The following is a 23,128-nucleotide window of genomic DNA, read 5'->3' on the forward strand; positions in this document are numbered from 1 at the left end:
CTAGTAAATGACCGACAAAAAAGTTATTCGACTGCGTCGCGCTCGCAAAGCACGTCTCAAGATGCACGAACTCGAAGTCGTGCGCCTGTGCGTGTTCCGCTCCTCGCAGCACATCTATGCCCAGGTCATTTCGGCCGACGGCAGCAAGGTTCTGGCAAGCGCCTCGACCTTGGACAAAGACCTGCGTGATGGCGCCACTGGCAACATCGACGCGGCCACTAAGGTTGGCAAGCTGGTAGCTGAGCGTGCGAAAGCCGCCGGTGTATCTCAAGTTGCCTTTGACCGTTCCGGCTTCAAGTACCATGGCCGCGTCAAAGCGCTGGCTGATGCTGCTCGTGAAGGCGGGCTGGAGTTCTAAGTTATGGCAAATAACGATCAAAAGCGCGACGAAGGCTACATCGAGAAGCTGGTTCAGGTTAACCGCGTTGCCAAGACCGTAAAAGGCGGCCGTATCTTCACCTTCACCGCGTTGACCGTGGTTGGTGATGGTAAAGGTCGTGTGGGCTTCGGCCGTGGCAAATCGCGCGAAGTACCTGCTGCGATTCAGAAAGCCATGGAAGCTGCTCGCCGCAACATGATCCAGGTAGACCTGAAGGGCACCACCCTGCAGTACGCCACCAAGGCTGCCCACGGCGCCTCGAAGGTTTACATGCAGCCTGCTTCGGAAGGTACCGGTATCATCGCTGGTGGCGCAATGCGTGCTGTCCTGGAAGTTGCTGGTGTTCAGAACGTTCTGGCCAAGTGCTACGGTTCGACCAACCCAGTGAACGTGGTTTACGCCACTTTCAAGGGTCTGAAAGCCATGCAATCTCCTGAATCCATTGCTGCCAAGCGCGGCAAGAGCGTCGAGGAGATCTTCTGATCATGGCAACCGTAAAAGTAACGCTGATCAAGAGCGTCTCGGGTCGTCTGCCTAACCACAAACTGTGTGTTAAGGGCCTGGGTCTGCGTCGCATCGGTCACACTGTAGAAGTCCTGGATACTCCCGAGAATCGCGGGATGATCAACAAGGCTTACTACATGCTGCGCGTCGAGGGTTAATCGATGAAACTCAATGATCTGAGTCCAGCGCCGGGTTCCCGTCGCGAAAAGCATCGTCCGGGTCGTGGTATCGGTAGCGGTCTGGGTAAGACCGGCGGCCGTGGCCACAAAGGTCAGACCTCCCGTTCGGGTGGTTCGATCGCTCCGGGCTTCGAAGGCGGTCAACAGCCGCTGCACCGTCGTCTGCCGAAATTCGGCTTCGTTTCCCTGAAAGCCATGGACCGCGCCGAAGTGCGTCTGTCCGAGCTGGCCAAAGTGGAAGGCGACGTGATCTCCGTGCAATCCTTGAAGGATGCCAACGTGATCAACCAGCATATTCAGCGTGTGAAAATCATGCTGTCTGGCGAAGTTACTCGCGCAGTCACCATCAAGGGCATCGCAGCCACCAAGGGTGCGCGTGCGGCTATCGAAGCAGCTGGCGGCAAATTCGAGGAATAAATGGCTAAGCAAGGTGCTCTCTCTTCGCTCGGTAAGGGCGGGATGTCGGAACTCTGGGCTCGTCTGCGCTTTCTGTTCATGGCGATCATCGTCTATCGGATAGGTGCGCATATCCCGGTTCCTGGCATCAATCCGGACCGTCTGGCGGATCTGTTTCGGCAGAATGAGGGGACCATTCTTAGCTTGTTCAACATGTTTTCCGGTGGCGCGCTTGAGCGCATGAGCATCTTTGCACTGGGGATCATGCCGTACATTTCGGCATCGATCATCATGCAGCTGATGACGGCGGTCAGCCCGCAACTGGAGCAGTTGAAGAAGGAAGGTGAAGCTGGCCGTCGCAAGATCAGCCAGTACACCCGCTACGGCACCGTTATCCTGGCACTGGTTCAAGCCATTGGCATGTCCATTGGCCTGGCCAACCAGGGCGTGGCGTTTTCTGCGGGCCTGGGCTTCCATGTCGTTGCCGTCTCCACTTTCGTGGCAGGCGCGATGTTCATGATGTGGCTGGGCGAGCAGATCACCGAGCGCGGTGTGGGCAACGGTATCTCGATGTTGATCTTCGCAGGTATCGTTGCCGGTCTTCCGAGAGCAATCGGGCAGTCTTTCGAGTCTGCACGCACAGGCGATATCAACATTTTCGCCCTGGTCGCAATCGGTTTGCTGGCAGTAGCGATTATCGGTTTTGTGGTGTTCATTGAGCGTGGTCAGCGTCGTATCGCCGTTCACTACGCCAAGCGTCAGCAGGGCCGTAAGGTCTTTGCTGCGCAGACCAGCCACTTGCCGCTGAAAGTGAACATGGCGGGGGTTATCCCGGCCATTTTCGCGAGCAGCATTTTGCTGTTCCCGGCTTCGCTGGGTGCCTGGTTCGGTCAGTCCGAAGGTATGGGCTGGCTGCAGGACATCTCGCAGTCGATCGCTCCTGGTCAGCCGTTGAACATCTTGCTGTTTAGTGCAGGGATCATTTTCTTCTGCTTCTTCTACACAGCGTTGATGTTCAATCCGAAAGACGTAGCGGAAAACCTGAAGAAGTCCGGTGCCTTTATTCCGGGTATCCGTCCTGGTGAGCAGTCTGCGCGCTACATTGATGGCGTTCTGACTCGTTTGACCATGTTCGGTGCTCTTTACATGATGGCCGTCTGCCTTCTGCCCCAGTTCCTGGTGGTGGCAGCAAATGTGCCGTTCTACCTTGGCGGGACCTCGTTGCTGATTGTGGTAGTGGTTGTGATGGACTTCATGTCCCAAGTACAATCGCACCTCGTTTCGCACCAGTACGAATCCCTGATGAAGAAAGCCAACCTGAAAGGCTACGGCGGCAGCGGTTTGCTGCGCTGATACGCCCCTAAGGTTCGAGGAGTCGGTAATGAAAGTTCGTGCATCGGTGAAAAAGCTGTGCCGTAACTGCAAGATCATCCGTCGCGAAGGCGTCGTTCGAGTGATCTGCAGCGCGGAACCGCGTCACAAACAGCGCCAAGGCTGAGTGTGATCTGCGCTTCAAACCCAGCAGCTAGTGTGCTGCTGGGTTGATTATTCGTTTCTACAGCGATATTATCTCGCGCCCTATTTCTTGGCTTCCGGGGCGTAGGTAGCTGTCAATTGGAGTCCCACTGAATGGCCCGTATTGCAGGCGTCAACATTCCAGATAACAAGCATACTGTTATCTCGCTGACCTACATCTATGGTGTCGGTCGCACAACTGCACAGAAGATTTGTGCAGACGCTGGTGTAAACCCAGCCGCTAAGATCAAGGATCTGAGCGACGAGCAAATCGAAACCCTGCGTGGCGAAGTTGCGAAGTTCACCACCGAAGGTGACCTGCGTCGTGACATCAACATGAAGATCAAGCGCTTGATGGACCTGGGTTGCTACCGCGGCCTGCGTCATCGTAAAGGTCTGCCGGTTCGCGGTCAGCGCACCAAGACCAACGCACGCACCCGTAAGGGCCCGCGTAAGCCGATCCGCAAGTAACCGCCCAGGAATATAGACATGGCAAAACCTGCTGCTCGTCCTCGTAAGAAAGTCAAAAAGACAGTGGTTGATGGCATCGCCCACATCCACGCTTCTTTCAACAACACCATCGTGACCATCACCGACCGTCAGGGCAATGCTTTGTCCTGGGCGACCTCCGGTGGTTCGGGTTTCCGTGGTTCGCGCAAATCCACTCCGTTCGCAGCCCAGATTGCTGCTGAACGTGCTGGTCAAGCTGCGCTGGAATACGGCCTGAAGAACCTCGACGTCAACGTCAAGGGTCCAGGTCCGGGTCGTGAATCCGCCGTTCGTGCACTGAACAGCTGCGGCTACAAGATCGCCAGCATCACCGACGTGACGCCAATCCCGCATAACGGGTGCCGTCCGCCGAAGAAGCGTCGCGTGTAATCAGGAGACAGAAGAATGGCACGTTACATTGGTCCAAAATGCAAACTGTCTCGTCGTGAAGGCACCGATCTGTTCCTGAAGAGCGGCGTTCGCGCTCTGGAATCGAAGTGCAACATCGAAGCAGCCCCAGGTATCCACGGCCAGCGCCGTGGCCGTCAGTCCGACTACGGTACCCAGCTGCGCGAGAAACAAAAAGTCCGTCGTATCTACGGTGTTCTGGAGCGTCAGTTCCGCGGTTACTACCAAGCTGCAGCCTCGAAAAAAGGCGCAACCGGTGAGAACCTGCTGCAACTGCTCGAGTGCCGTCTGGATAACGTCGTCTACCGTATGGGCTTCGGTTCGACTCGTTCCGAATCCCGCCAGCTGGTTTCGCACAAAGCGATCAGCGTCAACGGTAAGACTGTAAACATTCCATCCTACCAAGTTCGTCCGGGTGACGTGGTCGCGGTCCGCGAGAAGTCGCTGGCCCAGCTGCGCATTGTTCAAGCCCTTGAACTGTGCGCCCAGCGTGGCCGCGTTGAGTGGGTTGACGTGGATGCTGCTAAAAAGTCGGGCGTTTTCAAGAACGTTCCTGCTCGCAGCGACCTGTCCGCCGACATCAACGAAAACCTGATTGTCGAGCTCTACTCCAAGTAAGGGCTAGAAAATAGGTGCATCCATGCAGATTTCGGTAAATGAGTTCCTGACTCCCCGCCACATTGATGTGCAGGTAGTCAGTCCGACCCGCGCCAAGATTACGCTCGAGCCTCTCGAGCGTGGTTTCGGCCATACCCTGGGCAACGCGCTGCGCCGCATCCTGTTGTCCTCCATGCCTGGCTGTGCAGTAGTCGAGGCCGAGATCGATGGCGTACTCCACGAGTACTCCGCGATCGAAGGTGTACAGGAAGACGTAATTGAAATCCTGTTGAACCTGAAAGGCCTGGCTATCAAACTGCACGGTCGTGACGAAGTTACGCTGACCTTGTCGAAAAAGGGTTCGGGGGTGGTTACCGCTGCCGATATTCAGCTGGATCACGATGTCGAGATCGTCAACCCCGATCACGTAATCGCGAACCTGGCGTCGAACGGCGCCCTGAACATGAAGCTCACTGTAGCTCGTGGTCGCGGTTACGAGCCGGCTGACTCCCGTCAAACCGACGAAGACGAAAGCCGTAGCATTGGCCGTCTGCAGTTGGACGCTTCGTTCAGCCCGGTGCGTCGTATCGCCTATGTGGTCGAAAACGCCCGTGTTGAACAGCGTACCAACTTGGACAAGCTGGTCATTGATCTGGAAACCAACGGTACCCTGGATCCTGAAGAGGCTATCCGCCGCGCTGCGACCATCCTGCAACAGCAGTTGGCCGCGTTCGTCGACCTCAAAGGTGACAGTGAGCCCGTCGTAGTCGAGCAGGAAGACGAGATCGATCCGATCCTGCTGCGTCCGGTTGACGACCTGGAACTGACTGTACGTTCGGCCAACTGCCTCAAGGCGGAGAACATCTACTACATCGGCGACCTGATTCAGCGTACCGAAGTAGAGCTGTTGAAGACTCCTAACCTGGGCAAGAAGTCCCTGACTGAAATCAAGGACGTCCTGGCCTCTCGTGGTCTGTCTCTCGGCATGCGCCTCGACAACTGGCCGCCTGCAAGTCTTAAGAAAGACGACAAGGCGACCGCCTGATCGTCGTAATCACCGAACGTAGTGTTTGGTAAGGAATGAATCATGCGTCATCGTAAAAGTGGACGTCACCTGAGCCGTACCAGCTCTCACCGCAAGGCTATGTTCCAGAACATGGCAGTGTCGCTGATCGAGCACGAGCTGATCAAAACCACCCTGCCGAAAGCCAAGGAACTGCGCCGCGTTGCCGAGCCGCTGATCACCCTGGCCAAGGAAGACAGCGTTGCTAACCGTCGTCTGGCCTTCGACCGTACCCGTTCGAAGTCCGCTGTTGGCAAACTGTTCAACGACCTGGGCAAGCGTTACGCCACCCGTCAGGGCGGCTACCTGCGCATCCTGAAGTGCGGTTTCCGCGCTGGCGACAACGCGCCTATGGCGTACGTCGAGCTGGTTGATCGTCCGGTCGGCGGTGCTGTAGAAGCTGCTGAGTAAGACGTTCTGTCTGCTACAAAGAACCGGGCCTAGTGCCCGGTTTTTTGTGTCTGCCTTTATTGTTAATTTCTATTGATACAAGTCATGTAATGAATTTGTCCCTGTAGCCTTGCTCGTCAATACTCTCTCCAAGCCGATTAGCCGGCGCTTGAAGACCGATAAGGAGAGCCCATGAGCAAGATTCTTACCACCGCCAGCGGTGCACCAGTAGCCGACAACCAGAACTCCCGTTCCGCCGGCCCGCGTGGCCCGCTGTTGCTCGACGACTTCCACCTGATCGAGAAGCTCGCCCATTTCAACCGCGAGAACATTCCTGAGCGCCGCGTGCACGCCAAAGGCTCGGGCGCCTACGGCACCTTTACCGTCAACCGCGATATCACCCATTACACCAGCGCCAAGCTGTTCGAGCAGATCGGCAAGCAAACAGAAACCTTCCTGCGGTTCTCCACTGTCGGCGGCGAACGTGGCTCTGCAGACACCGAGCGAGATCCTCGTGGCTTTGCCGTCAAGTTCTACACCGAGGAAGGCAACTGGGACATCGTGGGTAACAACACGCCAGTGTTCTTCATTCGCGACCCGCTGAAGTTTCCGGACTTTATCCACACCCAGAAGCGCCATCCGCAATCCAACCTGAAGAACGCCCAGATGATGTGGGACTTCTGGTCGCACTCGCCCGAGGCGCTGCACCAGGTCACCATCCTGTTCTCGGACCGTGGTATTCCGGACGGCTATCGCCATATGCACGGCTTCGGCAGCCACACGTACAGCTTGATCAACGCCAAGGGCGAGCGTACCTGGGTCAAATGGCATTTCAAGACCCAGCAAGGTATCAAGAACCTCGCGCCGGCAGATGCTGCACGCCTGGCGGGTACTGACCCGGACTACGCCCAGCGCGACCTGTTCGAAGCCATTGAACGTGGCGACTACCCGCGTTGGACCGTATGCATTCAGGTGATGAGCGAAGCCGAGGCAGCCAGTCGCGACGAGAACCCCTTCGACGTCACCAAGACCTGGTCGCAGAAGGATTATCCGTTGATAGAGGTGGGCGTGCTGGAGCTCAACCGTAACCCGCTCAACTACTTCGCCGAAGTCGAGCAGGCTGCGTTCGGGCCGAGCAACATGGTGCCAGGGGTTGGCCTGTCGCCGGACCGCATGCTGCAGGGCCGTGTATTCGCTTACGCAGACGCACACCGCTACCGTGTGGGCACCAACCACCAGCATTTGCCGGTGAATGCGCCACGCTGCGCAGTCAACAGCTACCAGCGCGACGGCTCCATGGCCACTGGCAGTTACGGCAGTGCACCGAACTACGAGCCCAACAGCTACGCTGAGGCACCGAAGCAGTCGCCACGCCATGCTGAACCCGCGCTGGCCCTGAACGGTTCGGCAGACCGTTACGATCACCGTGAGGACACCGACTACTTCAGCCACGCCGGCGCGTTATTCCGCCTGATGAGCGATGAGCAGAAGGCACTGCTGATCAGCAACATCGCCGGCACCATGGCAGGTGTCAGCGAAGACGTGATCCAGCGCCAGTTGCAGTACTTCTTCAAGGCTGACCCGGCCTATGGCGAAGGGATTGCCAAAGCGTTGGGCATCAACCTGGCCTGACTCTAAGTGATAAGCAGAACCGCCCTCATTTGGGCGGTTTTTCAATGAATATCACTACTGTTTAACCGATTTTTTGCTTCTGATTGCGGGTTTTTCAGTGACCGCAGGCAAAAGCTGGTTCACACTATGTGGCATAGACGTTTTCACATGGAGAACCAGGGCGATGCAAGGCCACCCAGATGTAATCAACTACCTCGTCACGCTGCTGAAGGGCGAACTGGCGGCACGCGACCAGTACTTCATTCATTCGCGCATGTACGAAGACTGGGGCCTGTCCAAGCTCTACGAGCGCATCAACCACGAGATGGAAGAAGAGACGCAGCACGCCGATGCCCTGATGCGTCGCATCCTCATGCTCGAAGGCACCCCCGACATGCGTGCGGACGACCTCGAGGTCGGCAGCACCGTGCCAGAAATGATCGAGGCTGACCTCAAGCTCGAGTACAAAGTGCGTGGCGCCCTGTGCAAAGGCATCGAGCTGTGTGAGCTGCACAAGGACTACGTGAGCCGTGACATCCTCCGTGCGCAATTGGCGGATACCGAAGAAGATCACACCTACTGGCTGGAGAAGCAGCAAGGGTTGATCAAGGCCATTGGCCTGGAAAACTACCTGCAGTCGCAGATGTAAGTTATCCACAGACTCAAAAAAAGCCCCTGGCACCAACGGTACCAGGGGCTTTTTCATTGCAGGCGCAACACTCAGGCCCGATCCCGCTCCAGCAGTGGTTTCAGGTAATGCCCGGTATACGACTGTTTCATCTCGCTCAGTTCTTCAGGTGTACCGCAGGCAATGATCTGGCCACCTTTGGAGCCACCCTCCGGCCCCAGGTCCACCAACCAGTCGGCGGTCTTGATCACATCCAGGTTGTGCTCGATCACCACCACGGTGTTGCCGTGGTCGCGCAGGCGATGCAGTACGTCCAGCAGCTGCTGGATATCAGCAAAGTGCAGGCCTGTGGTCGGTTCATCGAGGATGTACAGGGTCTTGCCGGTATCGCGCTTGGATAGCTCGCGTGACAGCTTTACCCGCTGCGCTTCACCGCCAGACAGTGTGGTCGCCGACTGCCCCAGCTTGATGTACGAAAGCCCCACATCCATCAGGGTTTGCAGCTTGCGCGCCAGCGCCGGTACTGCGTCGAAGAACTCGCGGGCATCCTCGATGGTCATTTCCAGCACCTCGTGGATGTTCTTGCCCTTGTACTTGATCTCCAGGGTTTCGCGGTTGTAGCGCTTGCTCTTGCACACGTCGCACGGCACGTAGATGTCTGGCAGGAAGTGCATCTCCACCTTGATCAGGCCGTCGCCCTGGCAAGCCTCGCAGCGTCCGCCCTTGACGTTGAACGAGAAGCGCCCCGGGCCGTAGCCGCGTGAGCGCGATTCCGGCACGCCGGAGAACAGCTCGCGGATCGGCGTGAAGATGCCGGTGTAGGTCGCCGGGTTCGAGCGCGGGGTGCGGCCGATCGGGCTCTGGTCGATATCCACCACCTTGTCCAGGTGCTGCAAGCCGTCCATGCTGCTGTGCGGGGCTGCTTCCAGGGTGCTTGCACCATTGAGGGCAGTGGCTGCCAGCGGGAACAGGGTGTTGTTGATCAGCGTCGACTTGCCCGAGCCGGATACCCCGGTTACACAGGTCAGCAGGCCGATCGGGACTTCCAGGTCGACGTTCTGCAGGTTGTTGCCGCGCGCGCCTTTGAGCTTTAGCTGCAGCTTCTTGTTGCGCGGTGTGCGCTTGGCCGGCACGACGATCTTCTTGCGCCCGGACAGGTACTTGCCGGTCAGCGAGTCAGGGTGGTCCATGACCTCCTGCGGCGTGCCCTCGGCGACGATCTGGCCGCCGTGCACCCCGGCACCCGGGCCAATGTCGACCACGTAGTCGGCCAAGCGAATGGCGTCCTCGTCATGCTCCACCACAATCACCGTGTTACCCAGGTCGCGCAGGTGGTTGAGGGTGGCCAGCAGGCGGTCGTTGTCGCGTTGATGAAGGCCGATGGACGGTTCATCGAGGATGTACATCACCCCGACCAGGCCGGCGCCGATCTGGCTGGCCAGGCGGATACGCTGCGCTTCGCCACCGGACAGGGTATCGGCGCTGCGGTCGAGGGTGAGGTAGTCGAGGCCGACGTTGACCAGGAACTGCAGGCGTTCGCAGATTTCCTTGAGAATTTTTGAGGCAATCTCGCCGCGGCGGCCGGTTAGGGTCAGCTCGCCGAAGTAGTTGCTGGCTTCACCGATCGGCAGGTTGGTCACCGCCGGCAGGGTCTTTTCGCCAACCCATACATGCCGCGCCTCGCGGCGCAGGCGGGTACCGCGGCAATCCGGGCAGGGCTGTGTGCCGAGGAACTTCGCCAGCTCTTCACGCACAGTGGCCGATTCGGTCTCGCGGTAGCGGCGCTCAAGGTTTGGCACGATGCCTTCGAACGGGTGCGAGCGCTTGACGATGTCGCCACGGTCGTTGAGGTACTTGAAGTCGACAGTCTGCTTGCCACTGCCTTGCAGGATGACCTTCTGGTGCTCGGCCGACAGCTCGCCGAACGGTTCTTCCAGGCTGAAGCCGTAATGCGCGGCCAGCGAGCCAAGCATCTGGAAGTAGTACACGTTGCGCCGGTCCCAGCCACGAATCGCGCCTTCGGCCAAGGTAAGTTCGGCATTGACCAGGCGCTTGGTGTCGAAGAACTGTTTGACCCCCAGGCCATCACAGGTCGGGCAGGCGCCAGCCGGGTTGTTGAAGGAGAACAGCTTCGGTTCCAGCTCGCTGATGGCATGGCCGCAGACCGGGCAGGCGAAGCGGGCGGAGAAAATCATCTCTTCGCCTTCTTCGTCGTCCATTGGGGCTACCAAGGCGATGCCGTCAGCCAGCTTGAGTGCGGTCTCGAACGATTCGGCCAGGCGCTGCTGCAGGTCGGCGCGGACCTTGAAGCGGTCCACTACCACATCGATGCTGTGCTTCTTCTGCTTGTCCAGCTTCGGCAGTTCATCAAGCTCGTAAAGCTTGCCGTTTACCCGGGCGCGGACGAAGCCCTGGGCGCGCAGCTCGTCGAACACCGCCAGGTGCTCACCCTTGCGCTCGCGCACCACCGGTGCCAGCAGCATAAGCTTGCTGCCTTCCGGGCGCTCCAGCACCAGGTCGACCATCTGGCTGATCGTTTGCGCCTCCAGCGGGATATCGTGGTCCGGGCAACGAGGGGTGCCGACGCGGGCATACAGCAGGCGCAGGTAGTCGTAGATTTCGGTGATGGTGCCAACCGTGGAGCGTGGGTTGTGCGAAGTCGATTTCTGCTCGATGGAAATGGCCGGCGACAGGCCTTCGATGGTGTCGACGTCGGGCTTTTCCATCATCGACAGGAACTGCCGGGCGTAGGCCGACAGCGACTCCACGTAGCGGCGCTGGCCTTCGGCGTACAAGGTATCGAACGCCAGGGACGACTTGCCGGAACCGGACAGGCCGGTGATCACGATCAGCTTGTCCCGGGGCAGGGTCAGGTCGATGTTCTTCAGGTTGTGGGTCCGTGCCCCACGAATCAGGATCTTGTCCACTGCGGCCTCGCTTGGCGGGCATAAACAAGGAAGTATACGGCGCGCCAGTATGACGCGGCAAAGCGTCGCGTAGATGCCGTCAAGCTGTCGGACTGATAGAATCGCCGCCGGTTCACACGAGGTTAATCCATGCACGACACCCACAACGAGCGCATGAGTGGCGGCGAAACCCGCGCCGCTGGCGGCCTTGCCCTGGTCTTTGCCTTTCGTATGCTGGGCATGTTCATGGTCTTGCCGGTGCTGGCCACCTACGGCATGGACCTGGCCGGCGCCACGCCAGCGCTGATCGGCCTGGCCATCGGTGCCTATGGCCTGACCCAGGCGGTATTGCAGATCCCGTTCGGCATGATTTCCGACCGCATCGGCCGTCGGCCGGTGATTTACCTGGGGCTGGTGATCTTTGCCCTGGGCAGCGTGCTGGCGGCCCAGGCCGATTCCATCTGGGGGGTGATCGCCGGGCGTATCCTGCAGGGCGCGGGGGCGATTTCTGCCGCGGTCATGGCGCTGCTGTCCGACCTCACTCGCGAGCAACACCGGACCAAGGCCATGGCCATGATCGGCATGAGCATCGGCCTGTCGTTCGCGGTCGCCATGGTCGTCGGCCCATTGCTGACAAGTGCCTTTGGTTTGTCAGGATTGTTCCTCGCCACGGCGGGTCTTGCCCTGGTCGGCATCCTGTTGGTCGCGTTTGTCGTGCCCAGCTCGCACAGCATCCTACAGCACCGCGAGTCGGGTGTAGCGCGCCAGGCCATAGGCCCGACCCTGCGCCATCCGGACCTTCTGCGCCTGGACGTGGGCATTTTTGTTCTGCACGCCATTCTCATGGCCAGCTTCGTCGCATTGCCACTGGCCTTCGTCGAGCGCGGGGGGCTGCCCAAAGAGCAACACTGGTGGGTGTACCTGACCGCGTTGTTCATCTCATTTTTTGCAATGGTCCCGTTCATCATCTACGGCGAAAAGAAGCGCAAGATGAAACGTGTGTTGGCCGGTGCGGTCAGTGTCCTGCTGCTGACAGAGATATACTTCTGGGAGTGGGCTGACGGTTTGCGCGGACTGGTGATTGGCACCGTGGTATTCTTTACCGCATTCAACCTGCTGGAGGCTTCGCTGCCTTCGCTGGTCAGCAAGGTGTCGCCTGCCGGTGGCAAGGGGACGGCAATGGGGGTTTATTCCACCAGCCAGTTCCTTGGCGCTGCCTTGGGAGGAATCCTCGGTGGCTGGTTGTTCCAGCACGGCGGGCTGAACATGGTGTTCCTCGGTTGCGCGGTACTGTGTGCCATCTGGCTGGTCGTCGCGCTTCGCATGAACGAGCCGCCCTATGTGACCAGCCTGCGCATGCCGCTGACGCCAGAGGCAGTCCGGGAAGCCGGCCTGACCGAGCGCCTGATGGCCGTGCCGGGTGTGACCGACGCCGTTGTGGTGGCTGAAGAAGCCGCCATCTATATCAAACTGGATACGAAAATTTTGGACCGTACGACCCTCGAGCGCCTGGTTAACCCGGCCTCTTCGGCGTGCGAAGCCTAGGAGAACGTTATGGCCCGTGGGGTTAACAAAGTCATTCTGGTCGGCACCTGTGGCCAGGATCCCGAAGTCCGCTACCTGCCCAACGGTAACGCCGTGACCAACCTGAGCCTGGCTACCAGCGAGCAGTGGACCGACAAGCAGTCGGGCCAGAAGGTCGAGCGTACCGAGTGGCACCGTGTGTCGCTGTTCGGCAAGGTTGCCGAAATTGCCGGCGAGTACCTGCGCAAGGGTTCGCAGTGCTACATCGAAGGCAAGCTGCAGACCCGCGAGTGGGAAAAAGACGGTATCAAGCGCTACACCACCGAGATCATCGTCGACATCAACGGCACCATGCAGCTGCTTGGCGGCCGTCCGCAAGGCCAGCAGCAAGGCGGCGACCCGTACAACCAGGGTGGCGGCAACTACAACCAGGGTGGCGGCCAGCAGCAACAGTACAACCAGGCACCGCCTCGCCAGCAGGCCCAGCGTCCGCAACAGGCCCCTCAGCGCCCAGCGCCCCAGCAGCCTGCGCCGCAGCCGGCCGCCGACTTCGACAGCTTCGATGACGATATTCCGTTCTGATTCGAGCGGTCAGGCGTCACGCAAAACCAGAAACCCAGGGCAGTTGCCCTGGGTTTTTTTATGTGTGAATTCAGGCATCGCCATCCAGCGCCGCCTGGGCGAATTGCGCGTCCAGTTCCGGCGTAGCGCCGCTGATGCCGATGCCACCGATGTGCTGGCCGTCGCCATCGATGATCGGCAAACCGCCTCCCAACAGGGTGAAGCCTGGCAAGGACGCGTAGGGATTGGCTGGTAGTGCCGCGCTGCGGTCCGCCAGCGAGCTGGAGGAAAGCGGAAAGCGGGCAGAAGTCGAGGCCTTGAGTTGCGCGACCTGGATGCTGCCGCTGCTGGTGCCGTCCATACGGTGGAAGTGCTTCAGGTTGCCATGGCTGTCGACGATGCTGATGACGATGGCATGACCGTGGGCACGGGCTGCGCGCTCGGCGTTGGCGGCCATTGTTCGAGCAGCTTCGGAAGTGATGGGGGACGTAGGGGTGGTTTTCGGAGGGTCCGCCAGCGACGGTGCTGCCATTAATAGCGAGACCATCAAGAGTGTGACGCGGCTGAAGTTCTTGTTCATGTGAGCACCATCCCTAGGATTTTTCGCGAAGCTAGCAAGCAACAGTCACCCTTGGATGTAGTCCGTTTCTGAAGTTGACGTGGGGCTACTGCCTGGCAGATGGCTTTTTTGCTTTTGGTTACATGTCAGGTAATGAAGTGCGCCTCTAGGTACTCAGGCAACCACAAGCCATGCACCAACTGCATCGCCCCTGACCCAGGTCATCGCACGTTTCGGATTCTTGACTAGTCTTACCTGTTGGCGGCCGTCAAAACCGCCACCGTGACTACCAAGAGGCGCCGGCCATGTTCCGCGCGTCCACCACCTGATCAGGAGTGCACGATGGACCTCAACCGTCGGCAATTCTTCAAGGTCGCCGCCGTCGGCCTTGGAGGCTCGAGCCTGGCGGCGTTGGGCATGGCCCCGACGCCGGCCTTCGCCGAGCAGGTGCGTCACTTCAAGCTGGCGCATACGAAAGAAGCCCGTAACACCTGCCCCTACTGCTCGGTCGGCTGTGGCCTGATCATGTACAGCCAGGGTGATGCGGGCAAGAACGTCAAACAGAGCATCATCCATATCGAAGGTGACGCCGACCACCCGGTCAACCGCGGCACTCTTTGCCCGAAAGGCGCCGGCCTGCTGGACTTTATCCACAGCCCAAGCCGCCTGCAGTACCCCGAGGTACGCAAGCCGGGTAGCAAGGAGTGGGTGCGGGTGAGCTGGGACGAGGCGCTCGACCGCGTCGCCGACCTGATGAAGCAGGACCGCGACGCCAACTTCATCGAGAAGAACGCCCAGGGGCAAACCGTCAACCGCTGGCTTACCACCGGTTTTCTTGCTGCCTCCGCCGCCTCCAGCGAGGCTGGCTACCTGACCCACAAGGTCGTCCGCGCAACAGGCATGCTGGGGTTCGATAACCAGGCACGTGTCTGACATGGCCCGACGGTGGCAAGTCTTGCCCCGACGTACGGCCGTGGCGCCATGACCAATCACTGGTCCGATATCGCCAACGCGAATCTGGTCCTGGTGATGGGTGGCAACGCAGCAGAAGCGCATCCGTGCGGCTTCAAATGGGTGACCGAGGCCAAGGCGCACAACAACGCGCGGCTGATTGTGGTCGACCCACGGTTTACCCGTACCGCTTCGGTGGCGGACTACTACGCGCCGATCCGCACCGGTACCGACATCGCCTTCATGGGCGGGCTGATCAATTACCTGCTGAGCACCGACAAGATCCAGCACGAATACGTGCGCAACTACACCGACGTGTCGTTCATCGTCAAAGAGAGCTATGGCTTCGAGGACGGGCTGTTCAGCGGCTACGACGAGGCCAAGCGCGTGTATGCCGACAAATCCGGTTGGGGTTACGAGCTGGGTGAGGACGGTTTTGCCAAGGTCGACCCGACCCTGCAGCACCCACGTTGCGTGTTCCAGCTGATGAAGCAGCATTACAGCCGCTACACCCCTGAGCTGGCGAGCATGATCTGTGGCATGCCACAGGACGCCATGATGAAGGTCTGGGAAGAGATCGCCACCTGCTCGGTACCGGGCAAGACCATGACGATTCTCTATGCACTGGGCTGGACGCAACACTCGATCGGTGCGCAGATCATCCGCAGCGCGGCCATGGTCCAGCTGCTGCTGGGCAACGTCGGCATGCCAGGTGGCGGGGTCAACGCACTGCGCGGGCATTCCAACATCCAGGGCCTGACCGACCTCGGCCTGCTGTCGAACTCGCTGCCGGGTTACCTGACCCTGGCTGGGGATGCCGAGCAGGACTACGCCACCTACATCGACAAGCGCGCATCCAAACCGCTGCGCCCGGGGCAACTGTCGTACTGGCAGAACTACGGCAAGTTCCACGTCAGCCTGATGAAGGCCTGGTACGGCGCCAACGCCACGGCAGAAAACAACTGGGGCTATGACTGGCTACCCAAGCTCGACGTGCCTGCCTATGACGTGCTGCGCATGTTCGAGATGATGAGCCAAGGCAAGGTCAACGGCTACGTGTGCCAAGGCTTCAACCCGATCGCTGCGCTGCCGGACAAGAACCGCGTGACTGCGGCATTGGGCAAGCTCAAGTGGCTGGTGATCATGGACCCGCTGGCTACCGAAACCTCGGAGTTCTGGCGCAACGCCGGGCCATTCAACGATGTCGATACTGCCAGTATCCAGACCGAAGTGATCCGCCTGCCCACCACCTGCTTCGCCGAGGAGGATGGCTCGCTGGTCAACAGCAGCCGCTGGCTGCAATGGCACTGGAAGGGGGCCGACGGCCCGGGTGAGACCCGTACCGACGTGCAGATCATGAGCGAGCTGTTCCTGCGCATGCGTCAACGCTACCAGGCCGAGGGCGGCGCCTACCCTGACGCGATGATGAACATCAGCTGGCCGTACAAGATTCCTGAAGAGCCATCCCCGGAGGAGTTGGCCAAGGAGATGAACGGCTGGGCAGTCACCGACCTTACCGACGCCACCGGCGCCACGCTCAAAGCCGGCCAGCAGCTGTCGGGCTTCGGGCAGTTGAAGGACGATGGCAGCACCGCGTCCGGCTGCTGGATCTTCGCCGGCAGCTGGACCGAGCAGGGCAACCAGATGGCCCGTCGTGACAACAGCGACCCCTACGGCATGCATCAGGTGCAGAACTGGGCCTGGGCCTGGCCGGCCAACCGCCGCATCCTCTACAACCGTGCCTCCAGCGACCCGCAAGGCAAGCCGTGGGACCCGGAGAAAAAGCGCCTGGTGTGGTGGAACGGCAAGGCCTGGACCGGCACCGACGTGCCGGACTTCAAGGTCGACTCGCCACCGGAAGCGGGGATGAACCCGTTCATCATGAACCCTGAAGGCGTGGCGCGGTTCTTCGCCATCGACAAGATGGCCGAAGGCCCGTTCCCCGAGCATTACGAGCCATTCGAAACGCCGATTGGCATCAACCCGCTGCACCCGCAGAACAAGAAGGTGGTCAGCAACCCGGCCGGGCGCATCTTCGACTCGGTGTGGGACACCCTCGGCACCCACGACGAGTTCCCCTATGCGGCGACCACCTACCGGCTCACCGAGCACTTCCACTTCTGGAGCAAGCATTGCCGGCTCAACGCCATTGCCCAGCCGGAGCAGTTTGTCGAGATCGGCGAGGTGCTGGCCAATGAGAAAGGCATCAAGGCCGGCGACCGGGTGCGGGTGTCGAGCAAGCGCGGGCATATCGATGCGGTGGCGGTGGTGACCAAGCGGATTCGCCCGCTGCAGGTCAACAATCAGACCGTGCACCAGATCGGCATCCCGTTGCACTGGGGCTTCACCGGTGCAACGCGGCATGGCTACCTGACCAACACGCTGGTGCCATTCCTGGGTGACGGCAACACGCAGACGCCAGAGTCCAAGTCGTTCCTCGTCAAAGTGGAGAAACTCTGATGGCCAGCCAAGACATCATCGCCCGCTCGGCCACCACCACCGTACCGCCTTCGGTACGCCAGCAGCAGGAAGTCGCCAAGCTGATCGATACCACCAAGTGCATCGGCTGCAAGGCCTGCCAGGTGGCGTGTTCGGAGTGGAACGAACTGCGTGACGAGGTCGGCCACAACCACGGCACCTACGACAACCCCCAGGACCTCACGGCCGAGACCTGGACCCTGATGCGCTTCACCGAGCACGAGCGCGACGACGGTAACCTGGAGTGGCTGATCCGCAAGGATGGTTGCATGCACTGCGCCGACCCAGGTTGCCTGAAGGCCTGCCCGAGCCCGGGGGCGATCATCAAGCACGCCAACGGCATCGTCGACTTCAACCAGGACCACTGCATCGGTTGCGGTTACTGCATCACCGGCTGCCCGTTCAACATCCCGCGCATCTCGCAGAAGGACCACAAGGCGTACAAGTGCACGCTGTGTTCCGACCGCGTGAGCGTGGGCCTGGAGCCGGCTTGCGTGAAAACCTGCCCGACCGGGGCGATCGTGTTCGGCAGCAAGGACGAGATGAAGGTGCACGCCGCCGAGCGCATCGTCGACCTGAAGTCGCGGGGCTACGACAAGGCCGGGCTGTACGACCCGGATGGCGTCGGTGGCACCCACGTGATGTACGTGCTGCACCATGCCGACACGCCGAAGCTGTACGCCGGCCTGCCGGACCAGCCGGTGATCAGCCCGCTTGTGGGGCTGTGGAAGGGCTTCACCAAACCGCTGGCGCTGCTGGCCATGGGCGCGGCGGTATTGGCCGGGTTCTTCCACTACGTGCGGGTTGGCCCGCAGCGGGTAGAGGAGGACGAGCACCCAGCGCCGCCCGATGACAGCGTGCACCAGGTAGATCCGGCGGTGCATGTCTACGATCCGAAGCAGCCCGGTGGGCAAGGGGAGCAGCGGCCATGAACGACAACAAACCCATCCTGCGCTACAACGCCAACGAGCGGACCAACCACTGGATTGTCGCCATCCTGTTCTTCATGGCCGGGCTTTCCGGGCTGGCGCTGTTTCACCCGGCGCTGTTCTGGTTAAGCCATCTGTTCGGCGGTGGGCCGTGGACGCGCATCCTGCACCCGTTCATGGGTGTGGCGATGTTCGTGTTTTTCCTCGGCCTGGTGTTCCGCTTCTGGCGCGCCAACTTCATCACCGCCAACGACCGCCTGTGGTTGCGTCGCATTGATCGGGTGATGGTCAACCGCGAAGACGGCGTGCCCCCCATTGGTAAATACAACGCCGGGCAGAAACTGCTGTTCTGGACGCTATTGCTGTGCATGCTGGTGTTGTTGATCAGCGGTGTGGTGATCTGGCGGGCCTATTTCAGTCACTTCTTTGATATAGGCTCGATTCGCCTGGCATCGCTTGCCCACGCACTGGCGGGCTTCGTGCTGATCCTCAGCATCATCGTGCACATCTACGCCGGCATCTGGATCAAGGGCTCGATCGGCGCCATGCTGCATGGCTGGGTCAGCCGCCCCTGGGCGCGCAAGCACCATGCGTTGTGGTACCGCGAAGTGACCGGCGACAAGACGCCGGGCGATCACGGACGAAAAGAAGGATGAGCGCTTGAGCACGATACTTGAACCCGGGCAGATCGAAGCGTCGGCGGTAGCGCCGCCGTTCCTGCATCTGCCCCCCGCCAATCTGTTCGAACTGCGCGCTGCGCGCCTTGAGCAACTGGCCGATGGCAATGCCCTTGGCGACTATCTGCGGCTGATCGCGCAGTTGTGCCGCATCCAGCAGCAGCTTGTGGATAACCCACCCGGTCGTATGCCGGTGGCCGAGGAGCGTCAACGCCTGTGCATAAGTCATGGCTTGCCGCCGCTGGCGGCCGACAGCCTGGTGCGTGAAGGGCCTTGGCTTGTCTGGTTGCAGGCCCTGCTGGAGCACTGCAGCGGCGCTACAGGCGGCCCGTTGGGTGAAGCATTGCAGGTGCTGCGCAGCAGTGATGACCATCAGCGCAAGGGCTGGGGCATCGCCTTGCTGGCGGGCCAGTACGACGCGGTGCCTGCGGCATTGGTGCCGTTTTTGGGCGCTGCGTTGCAGGCGGCCTGGTCCAGTTGGTTGCTGGCGCTCCCGGCGCCGGAGCTCAAACCCGCCGGTAGCCTGGCCCAGTGTCCGGCGTGCGGTTCGCCGGCAATGGCCGGGGTGGTGCGTAACCGCGGCAAGCACAATGGCTTGCGCTATCTGGCCTGTTCGCTGTGTGCCTGTGAATGGCATGTGGTGCGGGTCAAGTGTGTGTACTGCGAGTCGAGCAAGGACTTGCGCTACACCAGCCTTGAAGATGACCGCCATGCGCCGGGCAAGGCACCGCTGCGTGCGGAGTGCTGCCCCGGGTGCAATACGTACCTGAAGCAGAATTATCTGGAAAACGACGCTGCGGCCGAGGCGCTGGCCGACGACCTGGCCAGCCTGGCGCTGGATATGCGCCTGGACGAGGAGGGCTTCCATCGCCTGGCACCAAACCTGATGCTCGCGCCGGGTGGTGGCTGAGTGTCTACACTGAAACACCGAGTTGCCTTCTTCGCGGGTAAACCCGCTTCGCGGACCCTGTGGGAGCGGATTCACCCGCGAAAAGGCCAGTACAGACACCGGATTAGCCAAGGTAGTACCGCATGTCTTCAAGCCTCGCCAGCGACACCCTACGCCTGCCTTCCATCGACACCCTCCTGCGCCACCCGGCCGGCCTCGCACTGATCGACCGCCACGGCCGCGACGCGGTCCTGGCCACCCTGCGCCAGCTGCTCGACGACCTGCGCGCCCCCGCCCGCAACGGTGAACTCACCCCCGCCGAACTGGCCCCCGAGATCCTCTTGGGCCGCACCGGCGAACGCCTGGCCGTTCAGCAGCGCAGCCAGGTCCGCCGCGTGTTCAACCTCACCGGCACCGTACTGCACACCAACCTCGGTCGTGCTCTGTTGCCCGAAGAAGCCATCGAGGCCATGCAAACCGCCGCCCGCTATCCCCTCAATCTGGAATTTGACCTGGCTACCGGTAAGCGCGGCGACCGTGACGATTTGATCGAAGGTTTGATCCGCGAGTTGACCGGCGCCGAAGCCGTCACCGTAGTCAACAACAATGCCGCCGCTGTGCTGCTGGCGCTCAACAGCCTGGGCGCGCGCAAGGAGGGCATCATCTCCCGCGGCGAGTTGATCGAGATCGGCGGTGCCTTTCGTATCCCCGACATCATGGCCCGTGCCGGTGTGAAACTGCACGAGATCGGCACCACCAACCGCACCCACGCCCGCGACTACGAAGCTGCCATCGGCCCACGTACCGGCCTGCTGATGCGGGTACATTGCAGCAACTACAGCATCCAGGGCTTCACTACTCAGGTGCCCACGGCCGAGCTGGCGCGCATCGCCCACCAACATGAGCTGCCGCTGCTCGAAGACCTGGGCAGCGGCAGCCTGCTAGACCTTACCCGTTGGGGCTTGCCCGCCGAGCCGACGGTGCGTCAGGCACTGGCTGACGGCGCCGATATCGTCACCTTCAGTGGCGACAAACTGCTGGGCGGGCCGCAAGCCGGGATCATCGTCGGTCGCAAGGACTTGATTGCCAGGATCAAGAAAAACCCGCTAAAGCGTGCGCTGCGCGTCGACAAGATCACCCTCGCTGCACTCGAAGCGGTGCTGGCGCTGTACCGTAACCCCGACCGCCTGGCCGAGCGCCTGCCCAGCCTGCGTCTGCTGACCCGCAGCCAGGCCGAGATACAGGCCCAGGCCGAGCGCCTGGCCCCTGGGCTAAAGGCTCACCTCGGTGAGCAGTGGGCTGTCAGCGTGGAGCCCGCGCTGGGCATGATCGGCAGTGGCAGCCAGCCGGTGGCGCGCTTGCCCAGTGCAGCCCTGTGCCTGCGCCCGCAGGTGTCGAAGAAGTTGCGAGGACGCAGCCTGCATGTGCTGGAACGGGCACTGCGTGAACTGCCGGTGCCGGTGCTTGGCCGTATCGATGACGACGCCCTGTGGCTGGACCTGCGCCAACTGGATGACGAGCTCCAGTGGCTGGCGCAGTTGCCCGCCCTGCAACTGGGGCCGGTGCAGTGATCGTCGGTACCGCCGGCCATATCGACCACGGCAAGACCGCACTGCTGCAGGCGCTGACCGGGCAGGCCGGCGACCAGCGTCATGAGGAGCGTGCCCGCGGCATGACCATCGACCTGGGGTACCGCTACGCGCCCCTGGTCGAAGGTGCACCGCTGACCGGTTTCATCGACGTACCGGGCCACGAGCGCTTTATCCACAACATGCTGGCCGGTGCCCACGGTATCGACCTGGTGTTGTTGGTGGTGGCTGCCGACGACGGGGTCATGCCGCAGACCCGCGAGCACCTGGCGATCATCGAGCTGTTGGGCATTCCTCAGGCTTTGGTGGCGATCAGCAAATGTGACCGGGTCGAGCCGGCGCGCCTGGCCGAAGTGCGGGCGCAAGTCAGCGAACTGCTGGCGCCCGGGCCGTATGCCGGTGCGCGGCAGTTTCCCGTCTCCAGCATCAACGGGGTAGGCATAGACGCGCTGCGTCAGGCCTTGCTGGAGGCCGAAGCAGCGGTGCGCAAGCGCAGCGCTGGTGGCGGTTTTCGCCTGGCCGTCGACCGCGCTTTCGCGGTTACCGGTGCCGGCGTGGTGGTCACGGGCACGGCGCTGGCCGGGCGGGTCAGTGCCGGCGACACCTTATTGCTGGGCAAGGCCGGCAAACCGGTGCGGGTGCGTGGTCTGCATGCGCAGAACCAAGCCGCGCTGGTGGCCGAGGCAGGCCAGCGAGTGGCGTTGAATATCACGGCCGAACGGCTGGCGATGGAGCAGCTGCATCGGGGCGACTGGCTGGTGCCCGAGTGGCTGCACGCGCCCAGCGTACGCGTCGATATCGAGTTGAACCTGCTGCCGGGCGAGCCCCGTACGTTTGAACATTTCAGCGCTGTACACGTGCACCTCGGCACCCAGGATGTAACGGCCCGCGTGGCCTTGCTCGAAGGTGAGTCCTTGGCAGCGGGGCAGCGTATGTTCGCCCAGTTACTGCTCAATGCGCCGTTGCAGGCCGTGCACGGCGATCGCCTGGTGTTGCGTGACCAGCGTGCCCAGCGCACCTTGGGGGGCGGCAAAGTACTCGACCCATTCGCGCCAAGCCGGCAGCGCCGCAGCGATGAGCGCCTGCGCCAGTTGCAGGTGCTACGGGATGCCGAGGACCTGGAACAGGCCCTGCCTGCGCTGCTCGCCAGCGCTCTCGGTGGCATCGATCCCCAGCGGCTTGAGCGGCAGTTCAATCGCCTGCGCGCAACCTGGCGGTTGCCAGAAGGGGTATTGGTGGTGGCCACGCGGCAGGGGCAGCTGCTGTTCGCCAACGCCCAGTGGCAGGCGCTGAAGCAACAGGTGCTGGAGCACTTGGCGCGGTTCCATGAGCAAGAGCCTGACCAACTGGGCCCGGACCGTGATCGCCTGCGTCGCTTTGCGGCCTTGCCGCTGGAGCGGCCGGCATTCGTCAGCCTGCTGGATGAACTGCTCGATGACGGCGCCATCGCCAGCAGCGGGCCTTGGCTGCATTTGCCCGATCACAAGGTGCAGTTGAGCGAAGCCGACAGTGCGTTGTGGGCGCGCTTGCAGCCGAAGTTGCTGGAGGGACAATACGATCCGCCCTGGGTCAGGACGCTGGCAACTGAGGAGAATTGCACCGAAGCCGACGTGCGCCTGCTGCTGCGCAAGCTGGCTAGGCTTGGTGTGGTGCACCAGGTTGTGCGTGACCTGTTCTACCCAGAGGCGACGCTACAGCGCATGGCAGAGCTGTTGCTGGGGCAGGCCAGCGAAACGCCGATAGTGCAGGTGGCCGCGTTTCGCGATATGTTGGGCATCGGTCGCAAGCGCAGTGTGCAGATTCTGGAATATTTCGACCGCATCGGCCTGACCCGGAGGGTGGCCGACCAGCGTCACATCCGCGCCGACAGCGCCCTGGCCCAGCAACAGGCCAGGCACTGAGTTCA

At 61.3% G+C, this 23,128-nt stretch carries 23 protein-coding genes; 21 read left to right on the plus strand and 2 right to left on the minus strand.

Annotated elements, in window-relative coordinates; translation table 11 throughout:
* Positions 1-7 precede the first annotated feature (7 nt).
* The 13 genes from rplR (at position 8) to bfr (ending at position 8,180) form a co-directional block, all read left to right on the plus strand.
* On the plus strand, positions 8-358 hold the full coding sequence (rplR, locus tag MRBLPB4O_RS02395; protein WP_003255467.1) for a 50S ribosomal protein L18: 351 nt from the start codon (positions 8-10) through the stop codon (positions 356-358).
* A 3-nt stretch (positions 359-361) separates the two neighbouring features.
* Positions 362-862, plus strand: a complete 501-nt coding sequence (gene rpsE / locus MRBLPB4O_RS02400; protein ID WP_003255465.1) for a 30S ribosomal protein S5 — start codon at positions 362-364, stop codon at positions 860-862.
* Between the two features lie 2 nt (positions 863-864).
* Positions 865-1,041, plus strand: a complete 177-nt coding sequence (gene rpmD / locus MRBLPB4O_RS02405) for a 50S ribosomal protein L30 (protein ID WP_016497744.1) — start codon at positions 865-867, stop codon at positions 1,039-1,041.
* A gap of 3 nt (positions 1,042-1,044) precedes the next feature.
* The gene (rplO, locus tag MRBLPB4O_RS02410; protein ID WP_003255461.1) at positions 1,045-1,479 is read left to right on the plus strand and encodes a 50S ribosomal protein L15; all 435 of its coding nucleotides are present in this window, start codon (positions 1,045-1,047) and stop codon (positions 1,477-1,479) included.
* Entirely contained in the window at positions 1,480-2,811 is a 1,332-nt protein-coding gene (secY, locus tag MRBLPB4O_RS02415) for a preprotein translocase subunit SecY (RefSeq protein WP_003255459.1), read from the plus strand.
* A gap of 28 nt (positions 2,812-2,839) precedes the next feature.
* Positions 2,840-2,956, plus strand: a complete 117-nt coding sequence (gene rpmJ, locus MRBLPB4O_RS02420; protein ID WP_002555468.1) for a 50S ribosomal protein L36 — start codon at positions 2,840-2,842, stop codon at positions 2,954-2,956.
* Positions 2,957-3,087: 131 nt separating this feature from the next.
* The gene (gene rpsM, locus MRBLPB4O_RS02425) at positions 3,088-3,444 is read left to right on the plus strand and encodes a 30S ribosomal protein S13 (RefSeq protein WP_003255457.1); all 357 of its coding nucleotides are present in this window, start codon (positions 3,088-3,090) and stop codon (positions 3,442-3,444) included.
* A gap of 18 nt (positions 3,445-3,462) precedes the next feature.
* Positions 3,463-3,852 carry a 30S ribosomal protein S11 gene (gene rpsK / locus MRBLPB4O_RS02430; RefSeq protein WP_003255454.1) on the plus strand — a complete coding sequence of 130 codons (390 nt, stop codon included), beginning with the start codon at positions 3,463-3,465 and terminating at the stop codon, positions 3,850-3,852.
* 15 nt (positions 3,853-3,867) lie between these two features.
* On the plus strand, positions 3,868-4,488 hold the full coding sequence (gene rpsD / locus MRBLPB4O_RS02435; protein ID WP_012270238.1) for a 30S ribosomal protein S4: 621 nt from the start codon (positions 3,868-3,870) through the stop codon (positions 4,486-4,488).
* A 22-nt stretch (positions 4,489-4,510) separates the two neighbouring features.
* Complete coding sequence (gene rpoA / locus MRBLPB4O_RS02440; RefSeq protein ID WP_003255452.1) at positions 4,511-5,512, plus strand: DNA-directed RNA polymerase subunit alpha; 1,002 nt, start codon at positions 4,511-4,513, stop codon at positions 5,510-5,512.
* Positions 5,513-5,554: 42 nt separating this feature from the next.
* Positions 5,555-5,941 carry a 50S ribosomal protein L17 gene (gene rplQ / locus MRBLPB4O_RS02445; RefSeq protein ID WP_003255451.1) on the plus strand — a complete coding sequence of 129 codons (387 nt, stop codon included), beginning with the start codon at positions 5,555-5,557 and terminating at the stop codon, positions 5,939-5,941.
* 171 nt (positions 5,942-6,112) lie between these two features.
* Positions 6,113-7,552, plus strand: a complete 1,440-nt coding sequence (locus MRBLPB4O_RS02450) for a catalase (RefSeq protein WP_341797422.1) — start codon at positions 6,113-6,115, stop codon at positions 7,550-7,552.
* 163 nt (positions 7,553-7,715) lie between these two features.
* Complete coding sequence (bfr, locus tag MRBLPB4O_RS02455) at positions 7,716-8,180, plus strand: bacterioferritin (RefSeq protein WP_003255449.1); 465 nt, start codon at positions 7,716-7,718, stop codon at positions 8,178-8,180.
* 71 nt (positions 8,181-8,251) lie between these two features.
* Here the strand turns inward: bfr and uvrA are convergent, their stop codons facing one another.
* Entirely contained in the window at positions 8,252-11,086 is a 2,835-nt protein-coding gene (gene uvrA, locus MRBLPB4O_RS02460) for an excinuclease ABC subunit UvrA (protein WP_049275099.1), read from the minus strand.
* A 129-nt stretch (positions 11,087-11,215) separates the two neighbouring features.
* Between uvrA and MRBLPB4O_RS02465 the strand changes: the two genes are divergently transcribed.
* A complete protein-coding gene (locus MRBLPB4O_RS02465; protein WP_341797423.1) occupies positions 11,216-12,610 on the plus strand; it encodes an MFS transporter in 1,395 nt (464 codons plus the stop codon).
* Between the two features lie 9 nt (positions 12,611-12,619).
* Positions 12,620-13,171, plus strand: coding sequence for a single-stranded DNA-binding protein (locus MRBLPB4O_RS02470; RefSeq protein WP_016497749.1), 552 nt, complete (start codon positions 12,620-12,622; stop codon positions 13,169-13,171).
* A 70-nt stretch (positions 13,172-13,241) separates the two neighbouring features.
* Here the strand turns inward: MRBLPB4O_RS02470 and MRBLPB4O_RS02475 are convergent, their stop codons facing one another.
* Positions 13,242-13,730, minus strand: a complete 489-nt coding sequence (locus MRBLPB4O_RS02475; protein WP_161774249.1) for a heme-binding protein — start codon at positions 13,728-13,730, stop codon at positions 13,242-13,244.
* Between the two features lie 321 nt (positions 13,731-14,051).
* Between MRBLPB4O_RS02475 and fdnG the strand changes: the two genes are divergently transcribed.
* The 6 genes from fdnG (at position 14,052) to selB (ending at position 23,123) form a co-directional block, all read left to right on the plus strand.
* Positions 14,052-17,120, plus strand: a complete 3,069-nt coding sequence (gene fdnG, locus MRBLPB4O_RS02480; RefSeq protein ID WP_341797424.1) for a formate dehydrogenase-N subunit alpha — start codon at positions 14,052-14,054, stop codon at positions 17,118-17,120.
* On the plus strand, positions 17,120-18,070 hold the full coding sequence (fdxH, locus tag MRBLPB4O_RS02485; protein WP_063424888.1) for a formate dehydrogenase subunit beta: 951 nt from the start codon (positions 17,120-17,122) through the stop codon (positions 18,068-18,070). The genes fdnG and fdxH overlap by 1 nt, the downstream gene beginning before the upstream one ends.
* Positions 18,067-18,723 carry a formate dehydrogenase subunit gamma gene (locus MRBLPB4O_RS02490; RefSeq protein WP_132846736.1) on the plus strand — a complete coding sequence of 219 codons (657 nt, stop codon included), beginning with the start codon at positions 18,067-18,069 and terminating at the stop codon, positions 18,721-18,723. The genes fdxH and MRBLPB4O_RS02490 overlap by 4 nt, the downstream gene beginning before the upstream one ends.
* A 4-nt stretch (positions 18,724-18,727) precedes the next feature.
* On the plus strand, positions 18,728-19,654 hold the full coding sequence (gene fdhE / locus MRBLPB4O_RS02495; protein WP_341797425.1) for a formate dehydrogenase accessory protein FdhE: 927 nt from the start codon (positions 18,728-18,730) through the stop codon (positions 19,652-19,654).
* A 122-nt stretch (positions 19,655-19,776) separates the two neighbouring features.
* Positions 19,777-21,204 carry an L-seryl-tRNA(Sec) selenium transferase gene (selA, locus tag MRBLPB4O_RS02500; protein WP_341797426.1) on the plus strand — a complete coding sequence of 476 codons (1,428 nt, stop codon included), beginning with the start codon at positions 19,777-19,779 and terminating at the stop codon, positions 21,202-21,204.
* Positions 21,201-23,123, plus strand: a complete 1,923-nt coding sequence (gene selB / locus MRBLPB4O_RS02505) for a selenocysteine-specific translation elongation factor (protein ID WP_341797427.1) — start codon at positions 21,201-21,203, stop codon at positions 23,121-23,123. Before selA ends, selB begins: the two co-directional genes overlap by 4 nt.
* Positions 23,124-23,128 lie beyond the last annotated feature (5 nt).

Source organism: Pseudomonas sp. LPB4.O (genome assembly GCF_038383825.1).
Lineage (GTDB): Bacteria > Pseudomonadota > Gammaproteobacteria > Pseudomonadales > Pseudomonadaceae > Aquipseudomonas > Aquipseudomonas putida.